Source organism: Hymenobacter translucens (genome assembly GCF_020685205.1).
Classification (GTDB): Bacteria; Bacteroidota; Bacteroidia; order Cytophagales; family Hymenobacteraceae; genus Hymenobacter; species Hymenobacter translucens.
In genome coordinates this window covers 87,088-112,193 of the sequence record NZ_JAJERB010000002.1, presented here as the reverse complement: position 1 = coordinate 112,193, position 25,106 = coordinate 87,088, and the positions used below count along the sequence as shown (strand labels likewise).

Sequence of the window (25,106 nt, the reverse complement as noted above, 5' to 3'; positions counted from 1 at the left end):
AGTTACGCTGCCGAAGCGGTTCCTGTTGCTGCCGGAACGGCCGGCAACAGATTCTTGCGCCGCAGCAGGGATTCGAACAGTTTCAAGTCGTTGGGAGAGTTGAAGATGCGCGTCGGAATATGCAGGAACACGGGCACGTCGAAGGTGCGGGCCACCCAGCGGCGCCAGCCGGCCAGCTCGGCCGGGGCTTCCGGCGTGCGAAGCCAGAGCAGAAAGGCTTCCGGGTCGCGGCGCACCGCCCCGATGTTGTCCCAGGTCACGTTCATACCCTGCTTTTCATTAAGGCGGAGCAGAATCTGGCGCTGGTCGATTTCGTAGTTCATCCGCTCGAACAGTGGCTTGCTTTGCTCCATCTGCGTAACGCCGGTAATCTGGGCCGAGCGCAGGAGCACAAACAGCACCACCAGCAGCACGGCCAGCCCGATCCACCACCACGAGGGCCAGATCAGGGCGGGCAGCAGGCCAATGGCCAAGGGAATAAGGGCATACCACCACTCTTTGCGCCATACCTGCAGCATGGCAATGCGGGTGTAGGTATTCGTGTCGAGCTGGTGCTTTTTGGTGCGGATAGCCAGCGGCGAAGGGCCCGAGGCCTGCCGGTAGCCACCACGTTGATTGGGTTGTTGCATGCTACTTGTAAAGGTGCGGATGTGAGAAATGTGCTGATGGGCTGAGTGTCGTGCCGGAATCCAATGAGTAACTATGCATTAGCACATCAGCACATTCAAACGCATTAGCACATTAATTAATAGGCTTTCAGACTCAGGTCCAGGCTTTTGACCGAATGGGTCAGGGCGCCAACCGAGATGAAGTCAACGCCGGTGGCGGCTACCTCGGCAATGGTTTGCTCGGTGATGCCGCCGCTGGCCTCGGTGGGGAAGCGCCCACCAATCAGGGCCACGGCTTCGCGCAGCTGGGCCGGGCTCATGTTGTCGAGCATGATCCGGTCTACGCCGCCGGCGTCGAGTACCTGCTGTACTTCGGCCAGGTTACGGGTTTCTACTTCGATGGGCAGCTGCCGACCCAGCTCCTTCAGGTAGGTGTGGGTGCCCTCGATGGCCTGACGGATGCCGCCGGCATAGTCCACATGGTTATCCTTGAGGATAATCATGTCGAACAGGCCGTAACGGTGGTTCACGCCTCCGCCAATCAGAACGGCCCATTTCTCACAAAGCCGGAAGTTGGGCGTGGTCTTGCGGGTGTCAAGCAGGCGGGCCTTGGTGCCGGCCAGCAAACGGTTCAGCGACGCCGTGTAGGTAGCAATGGCGCTCATGCGCTGCATGCAGTTAAGCACCAAGCGCTCGGCCGTAAGAATACTGCGGGCCGGACCGGCTACGGTTAGTGCAATGTCGCCATACTTGACCTGAGTACCGTCCGAAAGCAGCTCTTTTACCTGCAGGCTGGGGTCTACCGCCCGGAAAATGTGGTGAGCGAGGGCCACGCCGGCCAGCACGCCTTCGCCCTTGACGAGCAGGTGGGCGCGGTTGTGGGCATCGGCCGGAATGGCAGCCAGGGAAGAGTGGTCGCCGTCGCCAATGTCCTCGGCCAGGGCCGTGCGGATGAATTCGGAAATGGCTTCCGTAGTGAGGTAAGGAGGGTTTTGCACAGTGCAAAAATAGAAAAACGCCCCGATACGCCCTTGCCTCGCGGCTCATCCAACCCATTATAAATGCAAAAGCCCCGCTGCCGATACGGTAGCGGGGCTTTTTATGCCGGATAGGAGCTGGTTACTCCTTCTTAAAGCTGATGGTGTCAATCAACAGGGAGCCGTGGGCCGGTTTCATCTTGACGAAGACCTCGTAGGAGCCGCCTTTGCCCTTGTACTTGCCGGCGACGTACTGGATGCCACCGTCGCTGGCGCCCTGGTGGTTGAACTGGCATTCACTGGGCGGGTTCTTGGCGAAGAAGTCTTTCATGACAAACTCGGCCTGGGTAGCGCTATAGCTCTGGCTGTCGCCGTCAAAGCTCAGGTCTACGTTGGCGCCAAAATACTGGGATAGCTCCCGGGAGGAGCCGCTTCGGATAGCGCCCTTGATGCCCCCGACGGCGTCGGCCTGGGCATACGTAACTACCGAGAGCAAGGTGAGCCACACAATGGCCAGGACCCGAAATACGTTCGTTTTCATACGCAGAGAAGAATACCCCTGACCACTTGCTAAAATGATGCCAATAGAGATTCAGGAATAGAATAATCCCGACCGGTAAGGTCAGGCAGACAAAGTAACAAAATGCGGGCGTTCCACGCTATGCCCCTATCTTTGCCGGCATGAACAAACAGGTATTGCTGGTCATTCTTGACGGTTGGGGCATTGCACAAAACAAGGAGGTCTCGGCCATCGACAGAGCCGATACGCCGTTCGTCGATTCCCTGTTTCAGCGTTACGCGCACAGTCGGCTGCAGGCTTCGGGCGAAGCAGTGGGCCTCCCCGACGGGCAGATGGGCAACTCCGAAGTTGGGCACATGAACATCGGCGCCGGCCGGGTAGTCTACCAGGATCTGGTGCGCATCAATAAGGCCATCCGGGAGCGGAAGCTGGGCACCACGCCGGCCCTGCAGAAGGCCTTTGAGTACGCCCGCACCACCGGCAAAAGCCTGCACCTGATGGGTCTGCTCTCCGATGGCGGCGTTCATTCCCACATCGACCACCTGAAAGCCCTGTGTACCCTGGCGCATGACGCCGACGTGCACAAGGTGTTTGTGCATGCCTTCACCGATGGCCGCGACACCGACCCCAAAGGCGGAGTAGGCTATGTAAATGACCTGGAGCAGCACCTGGAGCGCAACGGGGCCAAGATTGCCTCTATCGTGGGCCGCTACTACGCCATGGACCGCGACAACCGCTGGGAGCGGGTGCGCCTGGCGTATGATCTGCTGGTAAACGGCGTCGGCGCACCGTCGAAAAACCTGATTCAGAGCATGCTCGACTCCTACAAGGAGGGCGTGACCGACGAGTTCCTGAAGCCCATTGTAAAGGTGGGCGACGATGGGCAGCCCCTGGCCACGATCCAGGAAGGCGACGTGGTCATCTGCTTTAACTTCCGCACCGACCGGGGCCGGGAAATAACCCAGGCGCTGACCCAGCAGGACTTTCACGCCTTCAACATGCACCGGCTGAACCTGCACTACCTGACCATGACCAACTACGACGCCACCTTTGCCGGGGTGACGCCGATTTTTGACAAGGACAACCTCGAGGATACACTGGGTGAGGTGCTGGCAGCGCACGGCAAAACCCAGATCCGGATTGCCGAAACGGAGAAGTACCCCCACGTCACCTTCTTTTTCTCGGGTGGCCGGGAAGTGGAGTTTGCCGGCGAAAAGCGCCTGATGTGCCCATCGCCCAAAGTGGCTACCTACGATCTGAAGCCGGAGATGAGTGCCTACGAACTGCGCGACGCCCTGGTGCCCGAGCTGCAGGCCAGGTCGGCGGACTTTGTGATTCTCAACTTCGCCAACCCCGACATGGTCGGTCACACCGGCGTGTTCGAAGCAGCCGTGAAAGCCGTGGAAACGGTAGACCGCTGCGCCCAGGATGTGGTAACGGCCGCGCTGACCAGCAACTACGCCTGCATCGTCATTGCTGACCACGGCAATGCCGACATGATGATTAACCCGGACGGCACCCCCAACACGGCCCATACCACCAACCTGGTGCCCTGCATTCTGGCCGACAACGACTACCGGGGCAGCCTGGCCGATGGTAAACTGGGCGACATTGCCCCCACGGTGCTGGCGCTGATGGGCGTGCCTCAGCCGGCCGCCATGAGCGGCGAGAGTCTGCTGCGCCCGATAGCCACTTCTACCCTAGCGAATGCGTAGGGTCTGGCTGCTGCCGGTGCTGAGCCTATTGGCTTCCTGCGACTTTGGCGCTGGCGTGGGTCCGGCGGCACCGGCGGCACGCCGGCCGCTGTACTACGACGTGAAGGGCTTCCTCGACGCTGAGGTTAAAACGCTGTTGGCGGAGCGCGCCACGGCGGAGAAGAAAGTAACCCTCCGCGACGGGCAGACGGAAACTGTGAAAGTAGCGCCGGTCGCCTGGGACAAAGAGTTGCAGCTGTTCTACCAGGCCGATATCAACAAGCCGGCGTTGCGGGGCTCGTACGAGCTGGGCAACCAGAGCCGGCCTGAGACGCCGTGGTTTTACTGGCAGCGCAAAGCGGACGTAGATGCCCCCGTCGAAAGGCTGACGGTGGTGCCCAGCGGCGCCGATACCCTGCGGGGCCCTATTGAGCTGCTTACAGCCGTTATCAAGCAGGACAACCCGCTGTACTACGCCCAGAAGACGCTGACCCTGCACGCCCGGCAGGGCCGGATTTACGCCTATGAAGTGAAGGGAGTGCAGAAGCTTGTACTGTTCGACTCGGTCCGGTACTCAGTGTCCACAAGGGTGCTGCGCTAGGTTTAGCTAACTACACAGACTTGCTGCCGGTGGCTAGTCCAGATAAGGCTGCACCCGGGCCTGGCTGGGCTGGCCGTTCGCAAAAGTGACCGACACGTTGTTGGCCCGCTCAGTGTCGCGGATGCGGAGCTGGCTGCAGATTCCGCCGTTCTGCCGGGCCGACGCTTTTAGGTTTACCCGCAGGCGCTGCCCGTAAGCCGGGCGGAAGTTGGTGATAATGGCCTGACGGAGCAGGTCCTGTTCCGGAGTCCGGTAAAACTCAAAGACGTTGCCCTGGTGCCGCACCGTCAGGATGGTATCCATCTGGCCGGCTTCGTGCACATTGCGGTAAGCTTTGCGGGCTATTACCCGCCCGCCCACGCTCAACAGCTCGGCCACGGTAGGCTCCGTTCCGAAAGGCTGACCGGCAAGGGTATCGTTGGTAAGCGTGCAGGTAGGCTTCGGCGTCTGAGGTGGCTGGGCAGCTGCTTTCCGCTCTTTGCGTACCACAGCGCGACCGGCTGCATCATCGACTGGAGGCAGAAGCAGCTGAAAACCCAGCAGGGAGCTAACAAGGAAGAGGTAACCAGCCGAAAGCATACATCAGGAGAACAACAACACGTGTAGCCTGATACGCAGAATCAGCCGGGGCGGCTTGGTTTATTTATAAAAATAATGAGCCCCTGCAAGGATTTTACTGCTGCTCGCCCATCAGCGTCGCCACCACCCAGCGCCGGCCGCCCTGGTCCCGGTGTTCCCCGAGATAGATGCCCTGCCAGGTACCCAGGGCAAGCTGCCCGTCGGTGATGGGAATCGTGACGGAGGTGCCGAGCATAGCTGCCTTCAGGTGGGCCGGCATGTCGTCGGGGCCTTCCTGGGTATGGCGGAAATAAGGAGCATTTTCGGGCACCGTGCGGTTGAAGTACGCTTCAAAATCCTGGCGCACAGTAGGGTCCGCGTTTTCATTGATGCTCAGGCTGGCCGAGGTATGCTGAATAAAGAAGTGCGCGGTGCCCACCCGGATCTGCTCGAGCTCCGGCAACTCCGCTACCAGCAGGTCGGTGATGAGGTGAAAGCCCCGGCGTACCGCCGGCAGCCGCAGCCGTTTCTGAGTCCACATTTTAATTGTCGGTTGATAGTTGTCCGTTGTCCGCCTTGTTCCGGATGCAGCTTTATCAGAACGAGCTTGCAACGAATACCCAACAACGCACAACTAAGCGCTACGGATTCAGTCGCTCGTAAGCGCCTAGGTCGGGGGCAGTAGCGCTCCGCAGGTTGTTGCGCAGGTCGCGCTGCACGTTGGGAGCCAGGGGGCGCAGGAGCGGCCGGTTGCTGGCCGGGGACAGCGTGTCGAGCCGGAAGTCAAACTTGTCGGCGGCCGGGGTTTCGGGGGCGCGCCTAAACTTCGGATAGATGTTCAGCAGGTTGCTGTTGCCGCCGAACACGCTTTTAAACTCGTCGGTTCGGAGCAGGCTGTTGCGGATGCTGGGCTGGTAGGAGGTGCCGATGTTCTTGAAAAACAGCTCATCCGCCACCGAGCCCCACACGATAGAGTTGGTGACGGAAATGCTTAGCGGCAGTGGGGCCGGGACCCGGCGTACTGCCGGCTCATTGGTAAACCAGAGCGAGGCCGTCTTGCGGTTAAAGCGAGGGGTATAGTTGGCAACGGTGCAGAAGTCCAGGTCGAAGGCCCCCCCAATGCCGCGCACGGCGTACTCACCACAGTTGGTGAACAGGGTGTTGGTGACGTCGAAGTCCCCCGAAAAACTGAAAATGCCGGCCCCCTCAAAGGTTTGCCCGCCGCTGGCAAAGGAGAGCAGGGCCCCGGAAATGTTCTTGATTACGCAGTTTTCGACCGTCACCCGCGGATGGGGCGTCACGTTGCCGGGGTTGTAGACGAGCAGGCCAAAGGCCGCATTCTTCAGCTCGGTATAGCGCACCACGTTATTGCGGGAGCTGGTCGAGTCGAACTGAATGCCCTGCCACTGCCCCGGAATTTCGTCGTAGAAACGTTCCCGCCGGTCGGCTGCGAAGCGAACGATGTTGCGGTCATCGGGCTTGACCTCCGTCGTGCCGGGCTGGAAGACGGGATTTACCAGCAGCGTACCCTGCACGATGATGGCGGAGCCGGCGTGGGAGTAAATGCGGGTGCCAGCCTCAATGGTAAGCACGCAGCCCCGGCTGACCAGCACCGAGTTGTAGATAACGTGGGGCTTGTCGGAGCGCCAGGTCTGGGTGCACAGGCGCTGGGCGTTGTGGAAATAAGCGTTCTGCCCGTAGGCGACCAGCTTCACGCGCTGGTCGTTGCCATTGGTTTCAAAGCGCAGTTCCTCTTCTACCAGAAAAGGCTTGGTCTCGCTCGGGCTCGGGTCGATAAAGGCTTTCACCAGGACCAGCAGGCTGTCCTTGCCCCGGATGGTAACGTTGCGGGCCGTCGTACCAACATCGCCTCCCACCGTCACGGTGTAGGTCGTGCTCCCGGGATTCGCCAGGCTGATCTGCTCCACGCGCACGGCCCGGGCGTTGCGGTTATACACCCAGAGCCGCTTCGTCACCGAGCCGGTCTGCACGAACACGGTGTCGAACAGCACCGTGTCGGTCGAAAACTCCAGCGTGGCTGAGGGGTCCCGGGTCAGCAGCTCCTCCTTGGGCTCACAGCCCGGCAGCAGCATAGCCAGGCAGGACAGAATGAGCAGCAGGGGGAGGAGAAGACGCATGGATTGAGTGTTGGGTACTGGTTATTGGTTTCTGGAGCTTGGTCAAGAGCGTATTAGCCCGTCGGAGCTGCTGCTGCCAACGACCGAAAACCAAAAACCAGTTACCAAAAACGAATATTCTACGCCGTGGTGCCTTCGCGCAGACGCTCGGCGCTTTCGGCAATGCGGAGCTGCTCCACGAAGTCGTCGATGTTGCCGTCCATCACGCTGGTCAGGTTATACACCGTGAAGCCGATGCGGTGGTCGGTCACGCGGCCCTGGGGGTAGTTGTAGGTGCGGATTTTGTCGGACCGGTCCCCGCCGCCAATCATGCTCTTGCGGGCGGCGCCTTCGGCCTCGTTCTTCTTGGCCAGCTCGATTTCGTAGATGCGGGAGCGAAGCACCTGCAACGCCTTGTCAAAGTTCTTGAGCTGGGACTTCTGGTCCTGGCACTGCGCCACGATGCCGGTGGGCAGGTGCGTGAGGCGCACAGCCGAATAGGTCGTGTTTACCGACTGTCCGCCCGGGCCCGACGACATGAACAGATCCTTGCGGATGTCGTTCATATCCAACTCGATGTCCAGCTCTTCCACTTCCGGCATAACGACTACCGACGCTACCGAGGTGTGAATGCGGCCCTGGGTTTCGGTGGCCGGCACGCGCTGCACGCGGTGCACTCCCGACTCAAACTTGAGCTTGGCGTACACGTCCTCGCCCCGGACCGACAGGATGATTTCCTTGTAGCCGCCGGCAGTGCCTTCCATGGCGTCGATGAGTTCCATCTTCCAACCCTGCTTTTCGGCGTAGCGCATGTACATGCGCTGGAGGTCACCGGCAAACAGCGCGGCTTCGTCGCCACCGGCACCGCCCCGGATTTCCATGATAACGTCCTTGGAGTCGTTGGGGTCCTTGGGGATGAGCAGGTCTTTGATAACCGTCTCGAGGCGCTCCTGCTCGGGCAGCAGGTCGTCGAGCTCCATCTTCGCCATTTCCCGGAATTCCTCGTCCTTCTCGTTGGCAATAACCTCGCGGGCGCCTTCGATGTTGGACAGCACGTGCTGGTAGTTGCGGTACTCGGTCACGATTTTTCCGAGGTCCTTGTACTCTTTATTGAGGGCCTTGTAGCGCTTCATGTCGCTCATTACCTCGGGCTGCATGAGCTGCTCGTTTACGTCTTCGTAGCGCTGGCGAATAGCCTCCAGTTTGTCTAGCATCTTGCCTTCAGGGAATTGTATTTACAATGCAAAGGTACAGAAACTAACACGACTGCCCCACTGCGTTGTTCCGTCCCGGCGGCAACCGAATAAGAGAATTCCGTCCCTGTCTTCAGGGCCGGCGCCCGTATCTTGCCGGCCCGGAACTTTGTCTAACGCCACTGCTATGCTCACCATCCGCCGTGCCACGGCTGCCGACCTTCCCTCTATTCTGACCATTGTCCGGGCCGTCGTGCCCCTGATGCACGCGGCCGGCAACTTCCAGTGGGAAACCACTTACCCGAATGAGGAGGTCTTCACCGACGACATTGCCCGCCGGCAGTTATGGGTTGCCGAGCTCGATGGTCGGGTAGCCGGCATGGCAGCCCTCACCACCGACCAGGAGCCTGACTACGTCCAGGCCGACTGGGACCTGAGCGTGCCGGCCATCATCACCCACCGCCTGGCAGTGGACCCGTCCGCGCAAGGCAGAGGAGTGGCCATAGCGCTGCTGCAGCAGGCCGAGCAGGTAGCGGTGGAGCAGGGCCTGTCTATGGTCCGCGTCGATACCAATTCCGAGAATAAGGCGACGCAGCAGTTGTTTCCGAAGCTTGGCTACCGGTTTGCGGGTGAAATTACGCTGCACTACCGGCCCGGCCTGCGGTTCTTCTGCTACGAGAAGCGCCTGCTCGACCCTCGTTGAGCAGCTACACAGGCTGAAATTGCCGATCGAGGCAGATGGTTTCGATGGCCTGCTCCCCGGACAAGCCAATTCGGTACAGCAGCTCGTCGTGCGCGCCGTACACCGCGCCGGTTTCGTCCATGAGCAGGGCCATCATGTCCCGGTAGGCCTTCCCGATAAAGGATAGCGTCGGGCAGCCCAGCTGCCGGCTGTAGTACTCCTGCAGCTCCCGGGCCTCGGTGCTGAGCGGCAGGTGCGGAGCCTGCAGCACCATGACGCCAACGCTGCCGTCGTTGCGGTGAAAGGAAATCCGCAGGCCGCCGAACTCGTTTAAAAAGCGTCGAACGGCAGGCAGCTCCAGGCCGTCCTCCCGCAACTGGATGCCTGCCTGCCGACCTCTAAACCAGCCGGCCTCAATCAGGGACTGTTGAACGTCATCAGCAAAGAGATACATAGCCGCGCCTGAAAGGGAGACTACAATATATTGAATAAATCCTGAATAGAAACCGCTAACAACCTCATTCCAGGAAATATAGTGCCGCGGGCAGCTCTAACCCGCTCCTAGAACCAGCCCCGGCTCATCGCCCGAAGCTTGCTTAGATACGAGTACCGGTCCGGGGCTGCGGGGCGGGCCGGCGCTTTGCTGGCGGGCCGCTTCGACGCCCGGCGGGAGCCGGCTGCCTTGACCGGCGGTTTGGAAGCCACTGGTGCCGGCGTGCGGAACTGGATAATAGGATTGGTGTCGAGCGCATACACGGGCTGCTGGCCGGTGGCTTCATTCTGATAATATTCGACCACCCGGGCGTAATAGGTTTTGCCCGGAGTCAGGTGGGCCAGCAGCGCGGTACTGTCGGTGCCCTGCGCCACTACGGAGGTGCCCCGGCCCAGGGAAAGGCGCGGGTCCAGCGTAGGGTTGGCGGGGTATTGTATTCCTTCCAGCGGAAAAGCGTCGATGGGGCTGCCTTCCCGGAGCAAAACCAGCCGGTGGGAGCCGTTGCCGTTCGCCCACGTAAGGCGCACAGCCCCGGCCGCCGCGGGAGCAGCCCGCAGGCCGGCGGCGCTTTGGGTGGGAGGAAACAGGTTCAGGGTTGGCCAGCTTTCCTGGTCCCGCAGGCAGGTCCACCCCAGGTTTTCCAGCTCGTTCCAGAATCGGTTAGACGTAGCCCGGGCATTGAGCAGAATAGCCCAGGTGAAGCCGTCCGGAGTGTGAAATACGCAGCTGGCCGTGCCATCAAGGCTGCCGGTGTGCCACCACACGCCCTGGCGGTTCAGCATCCAGCCCTTGCCGTAGCGGCGGTTGTTGTCGGATGGCTCCCGCATCGAAGCGGCGCTGGCGGCGCTGAGCACGTCGGGCTGGGCAGAGTCGCCGTCTACGGCCAGCAGCAGGCGAACCAGGTCGCGGGCTGAGAACACCCAGCCGCCGTGGGCGTTCATGGCCTCGAAGTTCCAGCCCCCGTAGGCGCCCGGTACCGTTTTTCCGGTGCCGTAGCTCGATTCTCGCTGGGACCGGCTGAAGTACGCAGCTTCCCGCTCCTGCCGGTCAGTCAGGAGGTTACGGCCCAGCCGGGCTTCCTGCACCCCGCTGGGCACCAAGATGTGGTTGCGCACCCAGTCCTCGTAGCGCTGGCCGGTCAGACGTTCCAGCACCTTGCCCAGTACCAGGTAGCCGACGTTGGAATAGGCATAGCGGGCCCCCGGGGCAAAGTCCAGCCCTTTCTGCAGCAGGAAGCGCACCAGCGTGGAGTCGCCCACCGGGTTGGGGGCGTGCAGGGTTTCGGCAACGTGCAGCGGGAAGTCGATGGGGTCAGACGAGGCAAACTCGCCGTAGCTGCTGCTCCGGTTCCAGCCGGCGCTGTGTTCCAGCAGCTGGCGGGAAGTAATCGAATAGATCCGCTCGTCGGTGATGACGCTGGTATAGTACGGGTCGTCGAGGTAGCCGCCAGGGCCGAACACGGGGTGGTCAAGGTCCAGCACGCTGTCTTCGGCCAGCTTCATGATAGCAATGGCCGTCACGGGCTTCGACACGCTGGCGACGCGCAGCAGGTTGTGGGGCTGCATGGGCACGCGGCGGCTGAGGTCGGCGTAGCCGAAGCCCCGGGCATACACAAGCTGTCCGTGCCGGCTGATGGCCACGGACGCCCCCGGAATCTTCCAGCGGCGAATAAAGTCCTGAAGGATGGTGTCGCACGTAGCCAGCTGCGGCACCGAAATTCCCGTCTGACCGAAGGCCGACGCAAAGCTCAGCAGGCCCACGACCAGGGCCAGAAATTTTCTCACTTACTCAACCAGACCAAAGAGATGCTGACCCGGCTCGTTCCGGTCAGCGCACACGTCCGACTTACCTACAAGTTTATCGAAAGAGCGAGAAATAAAGAAGGGGCCGGAAGGAAAATTTCAGCTGGAATTTTTACTCCCGGAAGTGGTCAGCCGGTTGTTCCAGCAGCTCCAGCTGCCAGCGCAGCTCCTCTTCCCGGATCGGGTATGGCTGCTGGTGGCGGATGGCCTGGTACACGGCCTCGAACAGCCCCTGGTAGTCGCCCCGGCGGCCCGGCACCGGCTGCGTGTGCAACTGCCCCCCGGCATCGGCCAGGGTGAGGGAGCCGGCGTGGGCCGGGTCTTCGTGGCCGTATTCGGCGGCAGTGGGGGCCAGACCCTGCTGAAGCTGGCCTTCCTGCACATCCGCCCGCGCCTTGACGAAGCTGCCCCGGGTGCCGTGGAGCACGAAGGCCGGCAGGGGCTGGGCTACTAGCAGACTGCTGCTGACAAACACGTTGAGCGCCCCGGGGTAGCGCAGGTGGAGCGTGAAGAAGTCATCGACCCGGGTCTCGGGGCGGTAGGCGCCCTGCACCTTGTGCACGGCCAGGGGGCGGCCAAACAGGCTGATGACCTGGTCGATGAGATGAGGACCCAGGTCGTAGAGCAGGCCGCTGCCGGGGCCGGGCGTTTCCTTGAACGGCTTCGGGTTGAGCACCGGCCGGTACCGGTCGTAGCGGAAGTGAACCTCGATGAGCTGGCCCAGCTGCCCGCTTTCCACCACGGCGCGGACGGCCTGGAAGTCGGAGTCCCAGCGCCGGTTCTGGTAGGCCAGCACTTGTCGGTTCTGCGTTCGGCCCAGGTCATAGAGGCCTTGCAGTTCGGCTACGGTGGCGGCTACCGGCTTTTCAATGAGCACGTGCTTGCCGGCCCGTAGTGCCTGGGTGGCCAGCTCCACGTGGGTGTTGCTGGGTGTGTTTACCACCACCAGCTCAATTTCCTCGTCGGCCAGCAGGGCCTCCACGCTCGGGTAGCTGATGATGCCCGGGTAGTCGTTGGCGGCCCGCTGCTGGTGCCGCTCGGTTACGGCCCGGAGCGTGAAGCCGGGGTGGGCGGCCAGAAACGGAGCCTGAAAGATCTGGCCCGACATGCCGTAGGCAAGTAAACCGGCTTGGATGGGAGACGACATAGATAGTAGTGCTTAGTTGTTAAAGCCAGGAGCTGCTGGCGGAGCGGGTGCGGTACGGCAACGCAGTGCCCGGCACCCTTCTGCTGGGATGAAGTCAGCAGCACCCCGGACGAAGATAGAAGCAGAGCGCGGTTTCGTGGGGCCGGATCTAAAACCGGCCCTGCGCCCGGAGCCAGTCGAAGATAAGCTGGTCGACGGGCGAAACCCGGGGCCGGTCGGCATACGTGAGCCAGACAACCTCGGCAATTTCGGCCGCCGGCTGCAGCTGGCCCTGGTAGCTGGCTTCGTAGCAGAGCATGCGCACCAGCAGGCCGTCCGGGTGGCCATGGGCCTGGGCCTCGAACGAGCCCGCATACCGCAGCGAGGCCGGGTCAAGCTCCACCGTCAGCTCCTCCCGGATTTCCCGGATCAGGGTCTGCGCGTCGGTTTCGCCGGCTTCCCGCTTGCCGCCCGGGAAGTAGTAGCGGTCCTTGCCGTGGCTGCGGGTACTCAGTACCCGGCCGTTGTCCAGGTGCAGCCAGGCTACTTTGTCAATGAAGGTCATACGGAAAAGAAAAGTTACTGCGGGGCGGCGGACGTCAGAAAAGGAAGTAGCTCCTGCCGGCCCCGGTCGGTGAGGTGGGGATAAATCAAACCAGCGGCCACCCGGGCATAGTACGCCAGCTTATCGGTTTCGGAGCCTTCGAACAGGATTTCGGCTTCGGCAATCCAGAAGTCACCGAGCAGGTAGAACTGGGCAATGAGCTGGTCGTGCTGCCCGGGGTACTGCTCCGGCAGCAGGATGCCCGCCTCGCGCAGACCGTTCAGGGCGCCCCGGAGCTGCTCACGGCGCTGGGTATAAAGCTGACGAAAGTGCGCCTGCACCGCCGGAAGCCGCCGCATGATACGCACAAAGTCAAGCAGCAGAAACCGGTAGCGGTACTGGGCGGCAAAGGTGAGGCGCAGGCTGTCGAGCAGGGTTGGAATGCCCGGGGGCTGGTGCTGCAGCTGGCCGAATACGTCGTTGAGCTCGGCTACCAGATTCAGGTAAAGCTGCTGAATGATGTCCTCGGTGCGTGGAAAGTGGTAGCAGAGGTTGCCGTGACTAATCCCCATTTCCCGGGCAATATGGCGCACGGTCATGGAATCCGTGCCATGAAGGTTGAACAGGTGCAGAGCCGTAGCCAGAATCCGGTCGGAAGTACGCATGCCCAAAGCTACCTGGTTTAGACCATTTGTTCTATTCAGGTTATTCTAGTACGTTTGTTCTAAATCGATGCTGATTGTTGGTTGATAATGGTTGATCAATGTCACTCAGCATTCAACAGCCAACAATCAACTCTCATGAAAACCATTGCCATTACAGGAGCCGGTATCGGTGGACTGTGCGCGGCCATTGCCCTACGTCAGCAAGGCTTTACCGTGCTGGTATACGAGGCCGCACCGGCGGTGCGGGCGGTAGGAGCAGGCATCGTGCTGGCCGCCAACGCCCTGAAGGCTTTAGCGGCGCTTGGCCTTCAGGACCAGGTAGTGGCCCGGGGGCTGCAGCTGAGCGAGTTCGGGATTCTTACGGCCGACGGTCAGGAGCTGCGGCGGATTGACAGCCGCAGCGTGAGCAAGCGCTACGGCGTGCCCGTCGGCGTGACCATTGCCCGCCCCGTCCTGCACGAGCTCCTGCTAAGCCAGCTGCCGGCTGGCATCGTCCAAACCGGCAAAGCCTTAACCTGCTTCACCCAGGACAAGCAGGGCGTCAGGCTGCATTTTGCGGATGGCAGCAGCAGCCAGGCCGATGCGCTGATAGCCGCCGATGGCCTTCATTCCGCAGTTCGCCGGCAGCTTTTGCCCGATGTACCGTTGCGCTACGCGGGCTATACCTGCTGGCGGGCACTGGCCTCCTCCGTCCCCGTCGGCTTCGACTTCGCCCGGGCCACCGAAACCTGGGGTCCGGCCGGCCGGGTTGGGCTGGTGCCGCTGGCAGGAGGGCAGGTGTACTGGTACGCTTGCCTCAACGCTGGCCCGCGAAATGCCGAACTCAGCGCCCTCACCCCGAAACAGCTGGCCGGCCGCTTCGGCCACTACCACCAGCCCGTGGCCGAGCTGCTGGCCGCGACGCCCGTCGCTCAGGTGCTGCACCACGACATCCTGGACTTTGCGCCTATCCGCCGCTTTGCCTACGACTGGGTAGCCCTGCTTGGCGACGCCGCCCACGCCACCACACCCAACCTGGGACAGGGCGCCTGCCAGGCTATTGAAGACGCAGTGGTGCTGGCACATAGTATGGCCCGGTATCCGGAAATGGAGGCCGGCCTGCGGGCATATGAGCAGCGGCGGGTGGCACGGACCACGGCCGTCGTCAACCAGAGCTGGCGGCTGGGGCAGGTCGCCCAGCTCGAAAACCCGCTGCTGGTCCGGCTCCGCAATGCCGTGCTGCGCCGCCTGCCCGCCCGGATGGGCGAGCAGCAGCAGGCCTTCCTTTATAATGTCGATTTTCAGGGCTAGGTTCGGCCCGTCGTGGCAGCCTGATAACCCTTGGGCAGCGGGCAGAGTTAAGCTACCCTCTTTCTGTCCGGATTGACGATGCGCCGGTTGCCAAGCCAGCCGCCTCACTCCTTATTCATACCGACGCTGTTTCTATGCCAAGCCTGTTCACTCCCCTGCAGCTACGCGGGATTACGCTGAAAAACCGGATTGCCGTTTCGCCCATGTGCATGTACAGCAGTCAGGATGGCTTTGCCAACGACTGGCACCTGGTCCACCTTGGCGCCCGGGCCGTGGGCGGGGCCGGACTGATTATCACCGAGGCAACGGCCGTGGCCCCCGAGGGGCGCATCACCCCCGATGATCTGGGCATCTGGCAGGATGAGCACATCCCCGGCCTGCGCCGCATCACGGAGTTTCTGAACGCCCAGGGTGCCGTGCCTGGCATCCAGCTGGCGCACGCCGGCCGCAAAGCCAGCCATGCCAGTCCGTGGAAAAGTGGAGCTCTCTTGTCGGCTGCTGAAGGCGGCTGGCCCACGGTAGCCCCCAGCGCCCTGCCGTTTTCAGCGGAAGACTCGGTTCCGGAAGCATTGTCGGCGGCGGGCATCGAAAAGGTGATTGCCGACTTCCGCGCCGCTGCGGTCCGGGCCCTGGAGGCGGGCTTTCAGGTTATTGAGCTGCACGCGGCCCACGGCTACCTGCTCCACGAGTTTCTTTCCCCGCTCAGCAACCAGCGCACCGATGCCTACGGCGGCTCTTTTGAGAACCGCGTCCGTCTGCTGCTCGAAATCGTGGAGGTTACCCGTCAGGTCTGGCCCGCCGACTTCCCCCTGCTGGTGCGCATCTCCGCCTCCGACTGGACTGAAGGCGGCTGGACCGGCACCGATTCCGTGGCTCTGGCGCGTCTGCTGCGTAACCGGGGCGTAGACCTGATTGATTGCTCTACCGGCGGCAATGTGCCCGTAGCCAAGATTCCGGTCGGCCTCGGCTACCAGGTGCCGTTTGCCGAGCAGGTGAAAAAGGAAGCCGGTATCCTGACCGGGGCAGTAGGCATTATCGTCAGCGCCCCCCAGGCCGAGGAAATTATTGCCAGCGGGCAGGCCGACCTGGTGCTGCTGGCCCGGGAAATGCTGCGTGACCCCAACTTCCCCCTGCACGCCGCGCAGGCGCTGGGCGTGGACGTGGCCTGGCCCAACCAGTACGCACGGGCCAAACGCGGATAAAATTTAAGCTATCAGCTAGTAGCTAATAGCTTAAAGCCCTACTCGTGCCAGGTGCCGAACTTGCCGCTCTGGTAGTCCTGGTAGGCTTCGCGGATCTGGGCCTCGGTGTTCATCACGAAGGGGCCGTAGGAGACAACCGGCTCCCGGAAAGGCTCGGCATGGCCCACAAGCAGCACCGCATCGGTCAGCGCCTGTATCTGCAGCTCGTCGCCGTCGTAGTTGAACTCGACCAGGCGGCGGGCTTCCGTTTTGGTACCATTCACCTGAAGCTGCCCCCGGATGGTGTAGAAAAACACCGTGTGCGGGGCGGGCACCGGCAGGGTAAGCTGCCCGCCGGCCTTAAGTTCAATCGTGGCCAGGGCCACGTCGGCCAGGGGCTGCACGGCGCCGGCAGTGCCTGCCCAGATGCCTGATACGGCGTGGAGCGTCACCCGGCCTTCGTCGAGCACCACCGTCGGAATGTCCTGCTGCTGCAGGCCGAGGTACTTGGGTGCCACCATCTTGTCTTTGGCCGGCAGGTTCACCCACAGCTGCAGGATTTCGAGGGGGCCACCGGTCTGCTTGAATTCCCGGGACGATGTTTCGCTGTGAATCAGGCCGCTGCCGGCCGTCATCCACTGGATGCCGCCCGGACCAATCACGCTTTCGTGCCCGCTGCTGTCCTGGTGCAGAATGTCGCCATCCAGGATAAAGGTTACCGTTTCAAAGCCGCGGTGGGGGTGGGGGCCAAAGGGCAGGCCGTTGTTGCGGGGCTTGTACACCTGCGGACCGTGGTGATTCAGAAACAGAAAGGGGTCGAGGTGCTCGACGGTGCGCGTAGGCAGGGCCCGGTAAGTAACCAGATCGGCAATGGGGGAGCTGATGGCCTGGTGCTGCTGTTTGATGGTGCGCATAAGCAAAAGAAATAGGGGTAGATGAGCAGAAAAGAGGGTGATGGCCGGCCCCAGCTGCGGAGCCGGGCTACTACCAATCCGTCCGGCCGGAACTTTGTTTGCGCTTACGTCGGTCTGGGCCAGCGGGGTATGCTTAGCAGATGTCAATACAGGCATCCTTCCCAAAGCCTGGCCGGTCACTTCCCTGTCCGATAAGCCGGAGGCGGTAGCGGAAACCATGAAAGCGCAGCTGGGGCAGTTCGGCTAACCATGCCCCCGCCCCGGCGTATAGCAGGTGGCAGCGGGCACCCCGCCCGCCGCTCCCAATCTGACTTCCTATGACGACCGACCAGAACCAACCCGCCAGCATTCCGAACGAAAACGACGAAGCCCAGGCGCAAACCCAATCTTCCCCTGCCAAGCCGGCCGACGGCCAGGCAGCGGCCCCGGCTCATACTACCAGCACCCAGGGCAACCTCGGGGACGGCGCCGGAATCCGGGGCAACTACGGGGACAGCAGTCAGACCAACGGTCTGGAAGGTGGCCCTGACGAGCAGGAGAAAGCCCCTCAGCAGGACGAGGAGCCCAAGTAGCATTTCTGCATAGAACAAATGAGCAAAACACCCGGCATCTGATGTCGGGTGTTTTTTTGCCTGACCGGTATGGCCGGACCCGGGTATATACTGACGGTACGCCCGGCCGCTATTCCAACCAAGCACCTAGTAAAGAGCCTTGAGCAACTGCGCCGCTCCCAGCCATGAGCCTGGTGATTATCGCAGGATGTCAGCGGAGGTAGCGGATCCGGTGCGGGCAGAGCATATTGGTAAAGAGAACTGTTAAAAGACGAGAAAGCCAAGCAGCAGGACGAGGATATGCCCAGATACTTCTTATTACGGCCAAGCAGTAGGGGCGCCCGGCTGATCTGTTGTTCCATCCATACTCTATAGCTACTGGCCTCTGATCAGCACTTATTCTGGTTGAGGTTGCAGATTTCTATAGAAAAGTTCCCGGAGCAGGAGTTTTATATGGTTTGGCGCCATAGTTGCGTTGTGCTGCGAAACTAACCTCCTCCGGACATGTACAAAGCCCTTCTCCTCATTTGCGCTTTGCTCACCCTAGTGAGCCTGCAGTCGGCTTCGGCCGGTGCCGCCAGCCCTTACGCCCGGGCCAAGGCCAAAGGAAAGGTTTTTGTGCATCGCCCTTACTACAAGGCCTACAAGGGCAACAGCCGCCACACCTACCACTGGTACAATGGCCTGTTCAAGAAAACCAAAAAGAAAAGCTCGGTGCCGGCCGGGGCTTCCCGCTCCCGATCCATTCACAGCACGTTCTAGGCAGCAGCCTGAGCGCCCTGCAAGCAAGTAAAAAGCCGCCTTCGCCGGGTGGCTTTTTACTTGCTCGTTGTTTCCTGTCAGACCAGGTCTGCAGCTGCCGGATCTCAGGATTGCCCACCCTTTGCGAACTGAGGTAGACTGTCAGGCTTAAACTCGGCAGGGAGTAACCCCGTCACCCGTGTATGGCCGGCCCGTGGTTCGGGCGCCGGCCGGAACGAGCAACGGCAGGTACAGCTCAGCTTGACCGTAGACCAGCCGAATAAAATAGTGCCCTGGCGCCCCACTAGGTTGGATTTTCAAGCCTACGAACGAGCTCATTATATAAGATTTACGATATTAAATAAATGCAATTTGGTATTTGGTTTATCTGATTAATATTTTTTTAATATTTATAGCATATTTCTGATAACAATCCCTTAGCTTAGCTGAGCGATAAACACCTCCAATTGTCGTATGCTCTTGGATCAGTACCAACGAACCCTTTTCTCAACCTTTTAAAGCCTCTTTATGTCCAAAATTCTACTAATGCTGGTTTTTGCCCTCTTCACGATGGTCGATGTTCAGAGCGTACAGGCAGAGTCGGCAGCGGCTCCCATCACACCGTATGTACGCTCCCGTGTAAAAGGCGTATTGTACAAGCACCGGCCGAGCTACAAAGCCTACGGTGGCCAGGGCCGGGTGCGCGCTAAAAAGGCTGGGGTATTCCGCCGCTGGGCCCTGCGTCGTAAAGCTCGCCGGCACGCCCGCCTGCTTGCCAAGCGTAACGAGAAGCAGCAGATCCGCCGCAGTCAGCGCAGCAGCCGCAACAGCCGCACGTCCGCGCTTTAGACCGCGCCCGAAAACGCAAACAGGCCCCCGGCCCGGTTTCCTGCTACAGGAACACCGGGGCCGGGGGCCTGTTTGCGTCAGAGACTAATCTGGAATAGCACTGGTAGCAACGGCGGGCAGGAGCAACCACGGGTGTCACTCTTCCGTTTTCTGTCAACCACCCCGTCGTTGCCGGCCATGCTGGCCCCGAATTTGCCCTGCGCTACTTCCTTTCCACCCGAGCAGCACCCATCTGCTGCTTTTCTCTGCTCGCTATGCTTAAGATCTTCGTACTTCTGTTCCTCTCCGCTCTGCTGATCTTTGCTCCGGGCGAAGTGGACGCGACGGCGGCCGTCAGTTCTGAGGCCCTGACTGATATGGCCCTGGCACCAGGGCCGCGGGTACACCGCCCCAATTACAAACCCTACCGGGGCAATAGCCGCAGCCGACACCGCAAAATGGGCCTCTTCCGTCGCTGGAAGGCCCGCCGCGCCGCCAAGCGGAAGATACAGTCCCGGCCCGCGAAAGCAGCCCCGCGTCAGGGCGTGATTTCGGTGGACAAGCCTACGGGCGTAATGCCTCCCAAGCCCAAGGAATAAGCTTTCTTTTCAAAAGCCGCTCATTCCGCTTTCAGCCGCGCTTTCCCAACCCCGGGGAGGCGCGGCTGACTTGTTTTAAACCAGGAAGCTGGCCCAGGAGCCGTAGCGGTTATGTTCTGGAGCCGGCGGTTGACAACGTTCCCGGTAACGTTTGCATAATTAAATAAGGCGCTTGGCTTCAAAGTCATAGCCAATAAGCACAGCTTAACGTGGCAATGAGGCGGCGGCCCGGCAGTGCGCCCCGGTTCCGGGACTGGCCTGGAGCGGTTTCCTTGACCTTCGTAACTCGTAGATGGCTATGCAGCGCAGAACATTTTTACACGCCACCGGCACGGCTCTGGCCGGCACCCTGCTCACCGAAAACGTTCTGGCCTCCGCCCTGGCCAGCCCCAGGCAGCGGGTGGCCATGGTGGGCACCGGCCACCGCGGCCTGGGCATGTGGGGCAAGGAAGTCCTGAAGGAGTTTGGCAGCCAGATCGAGTTCGTCGGCTTGTGCGACAGCAACCCGGGCCGGGTCGCTACCGGCAAGAAGATGCTCGGCGTAAGCTGCCCCACCTTCACCGACTTCGACCAGATGATGAAGCAGACCAAGCCGGAGCTGCTCATCGTGACCACGGTGGACTCGACGCACAACGAATTTATCATCAAAGGCATGGAGTACGGGGCGAACATCGTCACCGAAAAGCCCATGACCACCGACGAGAAGAAGTGCCAGGCCATTCTGGATGCCGAGCGGCGGACCGGCAAGACGGTGATGGTGACCTTCAACTACCGGTACTCGCCCCACCGCCAGAAGATCTACGAGCTGCTGCGCAGCGGCGTCATTGGCACCGTCACCTCGGCCGACTTCCACTGGTACCTCGACGTGCACCACGGGGCCGACTACTTCCGGCGCTGGCACCGGCGGCGCGAAAACAGCGGGACCCTGCTGGTGCACAAGGCCTCCCACCACTTCGACCTGCTCAACTGGTGGCTCGACTCCGACCCGGAAGAGGTATATGGCAACGGGCAGCTCAACTTCTACGGCAAAAACAATCCCTTCCGGCACACCCATTGCCGCCCCTGCCCGCACAAGGACAAGTGTCAGTTCTACTGGGACATTACCAAAGACGAGCGCCTGACGAAAATCTACGTCGACAACGAGAAGCACGACGGCTACTACCGCGACGGCTGCGTGTGGCGCGAGGACGTGGACATCTTCGACAAGATGGCAGTGCAGATCAAGTATGCCAACGATGTGCAGGTCAGCTACTCGCTGACCACGTACTCGCCCTACGAGGGCTACCGCATCTCCTTTAATGGCACGAAGGGCAAGATCGACGCTTGGATTCACGAAAAGCAGACCTGGGAGATGGAAAAGTTCGACGAGATTCAGGTCACCACGAACTTTGGCAAGCGGGAGCTGATCCGCATTCCGAACACTGAAGAAGGCCACGGGGGCGGGGACGTGCGCCTGCGCAAGCAGATTTTCAGCCCCGACGGCAAGGACCCGTTCCGGCAGGCCGCCCGCAGCCGCGACGGCGCCCTGGCTGTACTTGTCGGCATTGCCGCCCGCAAAAGCATCGACAGCGGCAAGCCCGTCAAGATAGCGGACCTGACGTCGCTGAAACCCAAGGCCCAGCGCACCTAACGAAACGGGCGCTGCTTCGACCGGTCCAGGCCCCTGTAGCGGACGAACAGCTCATCACCGAAGCCACCAAACGAAAGCGCCACCTCTTGGGAGAGGTGGCGCTTTTACTTTCAGACGAGCCGGTACTTACCAGGAGCCGCTGTTGTCACTGGTGTCGTCGAAGCCTCCTCCACCGGTGTCGCCCGAGGAAAGGTCGTCGTAGGAAGAGTTGTCGTCGGTGGAAAAATAGTCGGGTGAGCTATTGGTGCCGGCTTCTTCGGAAAAGTAGTCGGGCGCCGACTCCGCCGACTCTGTACCGCCCAGGGCCGGGAACCCGCCCCCGGCTGCTCCCCCGGCGGCACCCCCGAGGGCCGCGCCGGCCCCGGCATCGTGGCCGGGCTGAGGCAGCGGGTTGCCGGCGCCCAGCTGGCTGCCGTCGTGGCTGTCGTTGCCATTGGCCATCCGGTTGCCGATATAGGCCCCGGCGGCGGCCGCGGCCCCGGTCATCAGCATGCCACCGACGCCGCTGCCCATACCGCCACCCATGCCACCGCCCTGGTTGGGGTAGAAGTTGGGCGCTTGTCCGCGGCCGTTGTTGGGTCCCGGCTGGTTTGCCTGGTTGGGATAGAAGTTCGGCTGGTTGGGCTGGTTTGGTTGGTTCGGGTAAAAGTTGGGAGTGCCACCCGGAGCAGGGCCAGGGGCGGGGCCGGCACCCATAACCGGGGCGGCCGGGGCCGAGCGGCGACGAAACATGCGCATCAAAAGCCAAATAAGACCTCCGACGCCCAGGGCGCCGATGAGCAGCGTACCCATGCCCGGGCCCGAAGGCTCAGTGTCGACCGGCGTGGAGGCTACCGGGTCGTACGCGGGGGGCGGGGTGGCCTGGTTGCCGCCCAGGTCGGTGCCGGCAGCGCCGGCGGTGGCCCCGAGGCCCGCGGAACCCGTTGCATCGGCTGAGGCCGGGGCAGTGGCCGCGGGCTGGTTTTTGTTGGGGTTGGAGTCGGGGTTAGCCGCCAGCATCAGGGAATTGAGCCCGGCGCGCAGGCCGGCGAAGTAGTTGCCCTGCTTAAAGCTAGGCGTCATCTCCTGGTTGATAATGCGGCTCGTCAGCTCGGGGGTGATGGCACTGCGCAAACCCGAGCCGGCCTGAATCGTGACTTTGCGCTCCTGCCCGCTGAGCAGCACCACGATGCCGTTGTCTTTGTCTTTCTGCCCCACGCCCCAGGCTTCTCCCAGCGCCCGGCCATAGTCGGCCACTTCGCGGCCCCCCAGGCTGGGCACCGTCACGACGACAATCTGGGTGCCCGTGTTGTCGGCGTAGCGACGCAGGCCGCCTTCCAGGGTTTGGGCGTTGGCCGAAGTCAGCAGCTTGGCTTCGTCGGTGACAAACCGGAAGGGCGAAGGCCGGGCGGGCAACTCGTCGGCAGGAGCGCCCAGGGCAGGCCAGCCAAGTGAGGCCGACACGAACAGAAACGCGAGAAACAGAAAGCGTGGCATGGCGGAAAAGTAAGGTGGAAAGGTTGTTTCGCTTGCCTTCTACGGGGCAGTGCCGGCTATGGCTGGGGTGGCCTGCGCAGCGCCGGGCCGTTTAGCGCAGCGGGAAGCTGCCGGCGGGTTCGGGCTCCTTTGGCTCCACGGCCCGCTCGAAGCGCAGCTGCCCTTCGGCGTTGTGCCCATTGGGCTCAAATCCGTTGCGGAGCAGCACGCCCTGGGAAGGCAGGTTATCCGGATCGGTGTGGGCAACAAGGCGCCGAACCTGCCCGGTATGCGCCGCCTGCTGCACCAGCCCGGCCACCAGCTCGGTGGCGACGCCCTGCCGCTGCCAGTCCGGGGCCACCGAATAGCCGATTTCCGCGGTTCCCTGCGCGTCGGGCGGCCCCATAAAGCCCCCCGCGCCCACGAGCGTGGCCGGCGTAGTGGGCGTAGCTTTGTGAATCGCGTACCAGGCGTACCAGCCAGCGGCGGTGCGCCCCCCGGTGGTGAGTTTTTCCAGGAAAAACTCCATAGCGTCGCGGTCGTACTCGCCGGTCGGCCACTCCGCCGGCAGGACGGCTCCCAGCAGCACGGGAAAGTAGTGGGGCTTGTGCAGTTCGGCAGTAAGCAGGGCCCGGCTGGCCGCCAGCAAGGTGAGGCGGGGAGTATGGGTGATAAGCGGAATCATGGGAGGCGTATACGGGAAAACAACCCGGACAGCAATATAGACGCGAATTTGCGTTAGGAGAATTCGGGGCTATTTCCGCCGCTTGGCTTATCTTGCCCGACATTTTTTCCGTACTGCCCAGCATGAACCAGCAACTTGCAGTTATCAGCGCGTATATCGACTTGGTTGATACATTCGACACTAACCCGGAAGCCTACGCCGCCGTGCTGCATCCCGACGTTGAGCAGACGGAGTACCCCAGCATCCTGAACGCGACCATTCAGCGGCGCAACTTCACGGAGATACTGGAAAACATCCGGCTGGCCCGTGAGATTCTGGCAGACCCCAGTTCGCCGTGAGCCACACCCAGGTCTGCCCCGACGGCAGCATCCTGGTAGAAGGCCGGTGGGAGGCTACGGCTATTCGTAACATCGGGCCCCTGCTCAGCGGGGAGCGGATGGCCGCGCAGCTGTGCGTAATCTTTGAGCTGAAAGACGGAAAGATCTACCGGCAGCGCCGCTACCCCTGCTACGAGCGGGCCTAGGCCCAATCTGGCAAAGCAGGCAGCAGTCGGCTCCCGACCGGTACAAGCCCGGCGCCGTAACCAAGCCAAAGATTGCGAACAGCGGCTGCAGCAACAGGACTAGCGGAGCCATGTTTGGCACGATAGGCCCGAAAAATTTGCTCAGGTAGCAGGCAGCAGTATTGCCTGCGTCGGTTGCCATAATGCCCGCCGCTAGTGGAGTGCCTATCCGGGGCGGAGGCAGACCAGTGCCGCGGCCGACGAGTAGGCTAAGGGTGTCCCAGTAGATTCCAACGGGAAGAGGCACCGGAAACGCCGGAAAGCCTTGTTGCAGGATGCCCTGCGCGTGGGAAACGTGCCGATTGAAAAGCAAACAGAACAGCTGGCCAGGGCCTGGTCGCTCCGGGCCCGAGACAACCCGGCCCCGGCCGGGCAGCCGCGTTAGCGCTTGGCCTGCTGCTCGGCCAGCTTCCGCCAGACCCAGCCAGGCAGCTTCTTTTTCTGCTCATACTTCTCGATTACCTCCCGCTCCCGGCCTTTGGTATAGCGCAGGTAGCCGGCTAGTACGGTCGAGGTGACGCCGACACCTACCCCGAGGCTGGCTACTGCCGGTACAGCGCTCGGCTTGGAGCTGCTCAGGGCATTGACGGCCGATACGCCAATGGCTACCACCGTCAGGCCGATGGTTATCGGCACGGCCACCAGGTAGGATTTATTTGCCTGGCGCTTGGTCTGAAACAGCTCGTGCAGGGCGGCCACCGTATCGGCTCGGGTGAGCAGAGCGGGGCGGGCCACTGGCGTCGGTGAGGCGGGCACCGACTGGGCAAAACTGCAGGATACACTGCCCAGGCTAAGCAGCGCCAGCAGGAACACGCATCGTAGGATAGTCATGGCGAGAGGAAAAGGGGGGTAAACTTAAAAACTGTCTCTAGCTGGAAAGCCGGTCAGGCGGGACGGCCTTGTCTTCCGGGTTGCCTTTTCGGCAGGCAGCGGGCGGGAATTCCCCGGAGGCGAGGGAACAGGAGCGGTAAGCATTGCAGTAGGTGGCAAGAGCCTGAATTCCTGAGAAAGCTACTCAATCACCATCCGGCTGAAAAACGAAATCACGCGATAATCAGACTTTTTGCTTTCACCGATCTACCGCGCCAGA

28 protein-coding genes are annotated in these 25,106 nt (G+C 61.8%); 12 read left to right on the top strand and 16 right to left on the bottom strand.

From position 1 onward, the window contains the following. Positions 1 to 2 precede the first annotated feature (2 nt). The 3 genes from LJY25_RS04185 to LJY25_RS04175 all read right to left on the bottom strand — a co-directional run bounded on the left by LJY25_RS04185 (position 3) and on the right by LJY25_RS04175 (position 2,126). A complete protein-coding gene (locus tag LJY25_RS04185) occupies positions 3 to 629 on the bottom strand; it encodes a hypothetical protein (protein ID WP_227606983.1) in 627 nt (208 codons plus the stop codon). Between the two features lie 116 nt (positions 630 to 745). Beyond that, on the bottom strand, positions 746 to 1,606 hold the full coding sequence (gene nadC, locus LJY25_RS04180) for a carboxylating nicotinate-nucleotide diphosphorylase (protein ID WP_227606982.1): 861 nt from the start codon (positions 1,604 to 1,606) through the stop codon (positions 746 to 748). A 121-nt stretch (positions 1,607 to 1,727) separates the two neighbouring features. Beyond that, entirely contained in the window at positions 1,728 to 2,126 is a 399-nt protein-coding gene (locus tag LJY25_RS04175) for a DUF4783 domain-containing protein (protein ID WP_227606981.1), read from the bottom strand. A 140-nt stretch (positions 2,127 to 2,266) separates the two neighbouring features. Between LJY25_RS04175 and gpmI the strand changes: the two genes are divergently transcribed. Continuing rightward, complete coding sequence (gene gpmI, locus LJY25_RS04170) at positions 2,267 to 3,820, top strand: 2,3-bisphosphoglycerate-independent phosphoglycerate mutase (protein WP_227606980.1); 1,554 nt, start codon at positions 2,267 to 2,269, stop codon at positions 3,818 to 3,820. Continuing rightward, positions 3,813 to 4,400, top strand: coding sequence for a hypothetical protein (locus tag LJY25_RS04165; RefSeq protein WP_227606979.1), 588 nt, complete (start codon positions 3,813 to 3,815; stop codon positions 4,398 to 4,400). Before gpmI ends, LJY25_RS04165 begins: the two co-directional genes overlap by 8 nt. A gap of 33 nt (positions 4,401 to 4,433) precedes the next feature. On the opposite strand, the gene LJY25_RS04160 is transcribed toward LJY25_RS04165, so the two are convergent. The 4 genes from LJY25_RS04160 to prfA form a co-directional block, all read right to left on the bottom strand. Beyond that, a complete protein-coding gene (locus LJY25_RS04160; RefSeq protein ID WP_227606978.1) occupies positions 4,434 to 4,889 on the bottom strand; it encodes a hypothetical protein in 456 nt (151 codons plus the stop codon). Positions 4,890 to 5,073: 184 nt separating this feature from the next. Beyond that, positions 5,074 to 5,499 (bottom strand): secondary thiamine-phosphate synthase enzyme YjbQ, encoded by a 426-nt coding sequence (locus LJY25_RS04155; RefSeq protein ID WP_227606977.1) that lies wholly within the window; start codon positions 5,497 to 5,499, stop codon positions 5,074 to 5,076. Positions 5,500 to 5,599: 100 nt separating this feature from the next. Beyond that, a complete protein-coding gene (locus LJY25_RS04150) occupies positions 5,600 to 7,096 on the bottom strand; it encodes a hypothetical protein (RefSeq protein WP_227606976.1) in 1,497 nt (498 codons plus the stop codon). A gap of 119 nt (positions 7,097 to 7,215) precedes the next feature. Next, a complete protein-coding gene (gene prfA / locus LJY25_RS04145) occupies positions 7,216 to 8,289 on the bottom strand; it encodes a peptide chain release factor 1 (protein ID WP_227606975.1) in 1,074 nt (357 codons plus the stop codon). A gap of 148 nt (positions 8,290 to 8,437) precedes the next feature. Here prfA and LJY25_RS04140 point away from each other — a divergent pair, with 148 nt between their 5' ends. Beyond that, positions 8,438 to 8,971, top strand: coding sequence for a GNAT family N-acetyltransferase (locus LJY25_RS04140; protein ID WP_227606974.1), 534 nt, complete (start codon positions 8,438 to 8,440; stop codon positions 8,969 to 8,971). A 4-nt stretch (positions 8,972 to 8,975) separates the two neighbouring features. On the opposite strand, the gene LJY25_RS04135 is transcribed toward LJY25_RS04140, so the two are convergent. The 5 genes from LJY25_RS04135 to LJY25_RS04115 form a co-directional block, all read right to left on the bottom strand. Further along, on the bottom strand, positions 8,976 to 9,404 hold the full coding sequence (locus LJY25_RS04135) for an SUKH-3 domain-containing protein (RefSeq protein ID WP_227606973.1): 429 nt from the start codon (positions 9,402 to 9,404) through the stop codon (positions 8,976 to 8,978). 107 nt (positions 9,405 to 9,511) lie between these two features. Then, entirely contained in the window at positions 9,512 to 11,227 is a 1,716-nt protein-coding gene (locus tag LJY25_RS04130; protein WP_227606972.1) for a serine hydrolase domain-containing protein, read from the bottom strand. A gap of 130 nt (positions 11,228 to 11,357) precedes the next feature. After that, positions 11,358 to 12,392: a Gfo/Idh/MocA family protein gene (locus LJY25_RS04125; RefSeq protein WP_227606971.1), complete on the bottom strand. Its 1,035-nt coding sequence runs from the start codon at positions 12,390 to 12,392 to the stop codon at positions 11,358 to 11,360. Positions 12,393 to 12,540: 148 nt separating this feature from the next. Then, on the bottom strand, positions 12,541 to 12,936 hold the full coding sequence (locus LJY25_RS04120; protein ID WP_227606970.1) for an NUDIX hydrolase: 396 nt from the start codon (positions 12,934 to 12,936) through the stop codon (positions 12,541 to 12,543). Between the two features lie 14 nt (positions 12,937 to 12,950). After that, positions 12,951 to 13,580 (bottom strand): TetR/AcrR family transcriptional regulator, encoded by a 630-nt coding sequence (locus LJY25_RS04115; RefSeq protein WP_227606969.1) that lies wholly within the window; start codon positions 13,578 to 13,580, stop codon positions 12,951 to 12,953. A 135-nt stretch (positions 13,581 to 13,715) separates the two neighbouring features. On the opposite strand from LJY25_RS04115, the gene LJY25_RS04110 reads away from it, so the two are divergent. After that, a complete protein-coding gene (locus tag LJY25_RS04110) occupies positions 13,716 to 14,870 on the top strand; it encodes an FAD-dependent monooxygenase (protein ID WP_227606968.1) in 1,155 nt (384 codons plus the stop codon). Positions 14,871 to 15,004: 134 nt separating this feature from the next. Continuing rightward, positions 15,005 to 16,072, top strand: a complete 1,068-nt coding sequence (locus LJY25_RS04105; protein WP_227606967.1) for an NADH:flavin oxidoreductase/NADH oxidase — start codon at positions 15,005 to 15,007, stop codon at positions 16,070 to 16,072. Positions 16,073 to 16,110: 38 nt separating this feature from the next. On the opposite strand, the gene LJY25_RS04100 is transcribed toward LJY25_RS04105, so the two are convergent. After that, a complete protein-coding gene (locus tag LJY25_RS04100; RefSeq protein ID WP_227606966.1) occupies positions 16,111 to 16,965 on the bottom strand; it encodes a pirin family protein in 855 nt (284 codons plus the stop codon). Positions 16,966 to 17,282: 317 nt separating this feature from the next. Here LJY25_RS04100 and LJY25_RS04095 point away from each other — a divergent pair, with 317 nt between their 5' ends. The 5 genes from LJY25_RS04095 to LJY25_RS04075 all read left to right on the top strand — a co-directional run bounded on the left by LJY25_RS04095 (position 17,283) and on the right by LJY25_RS04075 (position 21,314). Next, the gene (locus LJY25_RS04095; protein WP_227606965.1) at positions 17,283 to 17,537 is read left to right on the top strand and encodes a hypothetical protein; all 255 of its coding nucleotides are present in this window, start codon (positions 17,283 to 17,285) and stop codon (positions 17,535 to 17,537) included. A 483-nt stretch (positions 17,538 to 18,020) separates the two neighbouring features. Beyond that, positions 18,021 to 18,278, top strand: a complete 258-nt coding sequence (locus tag LJY25_RS04090) for a hypothetical protein (protein ID WP_227606964.1) — start codon at positions 18,021 to 18,023, stop codon at positions 18,276 to 18,278. A 507-nt stretch (positions 18,279 to 18,785) separates the two neighbouring features. Beyond that, complete coding sequence (locus LJY25_RS04085; RefSeq protein WP_227606963.1) at positions 18,786 to 19,106, top strand: hypothetical protein; 321 nt, start codon at positions 18,786 to 18,788, stop codon at positions 19,104 to 19,106. 254 nt (positions 19,107 to 19,360) lie between these two features. Further along, on the top strand, positions 19,361 to 19,684 hold the full coding sequence (locus tag LJY25_RS04080) for a hypothetical protein (protein ID WP_227606962.1): 324 nt from the start codon (positions 19,361 to 19,363) through the stop codon (positions 19,682 to 19,684). A 292-nt stretch (positions 19,685 to 19,976) separates the two neighbouring features. Then, positions 19,977 to 21,314 carry a Gfo/Idh/MocA family protein gene (locus tag LJY25_RS04075; protein WP_394799949.1) on the top strand — a complete coding sequence of 446 codons (1,338 nt, stop codon included), beginning with the start codon at positions 19,977 to 19,979 and terminating at the stop codon, positions 21,312 to 21,314. Between the two features lie 126 nt (positions 21,315 to 21,440). Here the strand turns inward: LJY25_RS04075 and LJY25_RS04070 are convergent, their stop codons facing one another. Further along, on the bottom strand, positions 21,441 to 22,790 hold the full coding sequence (locus LJY25_RS04070; protein ID WP_227606960.1) for a TPM domain-containing protein: 1,350 nt from the start codon (positions 22,788 to 22,790) through the stop codon (positions 21,441 to 21,443). A 91-nt stretch (positions 22,791 to 22,881) separates the two neighbouring features. Continuing rightward, positions 22,882 to 23,454, bottom strand: coding sequence for a GNAT family N-acetyltransferase (locus LJY25_RS04065; protein WP_227606959.1), 573 nt, complete (start codon positions 23,452 to 23,454; stop codon positions 22,882 to 22,884). A 122-nt stretch (positions 23,455 to 23,576) separates the two neighbouring features. Between LJY25_RS04065 and LJY25_RS04060 the strand changes: the two genes are divergently transcribed. After that, the gene (locus LJY25_RS04060; RefSeq protein WP_227606958.1) at positions 23,577 to 23,792 is read left to right on the top strand and encodes a hypothetical protein; all 216 of its coding nucleotides are present in this window, start codon (positions 23,577 to 23,579) and stop codon (positions 23,790 to 23,792) included. Next, the gene (locus LJY25_RS04055) at positions 23,789 to 23,977 is read left to right on the top strand and encodes a nuclear transport factor 2-like protein (protein ID WP_227606957.1); all 189 of its coding nucleotides are present in this window, start codon (positions 23,789 to 23,791) and stop codon (positions 23,975 to 23,977) included. Before LJY25_RS04060 ends, LJY25_RS04055 begins: the two co-directional genes overlap by 4 nt. Before the next feature lie 420 nt (positions 23,978 to 24,397). Here LJY25_RS04055 and LJY25_RS04050 read toward each other — a convergent pair whose 3' ends face one another. Next, entirely contained in the window at positions 24,398 to 24,847 is a 450-nt protein-coding gene (locus LJY25_RS04050) for a hypothetical protein (protein ID WP_227606956.1), read from the bottom strand. Positions 24,848 to 25,106: the final 259 nt, after the last annotated feature.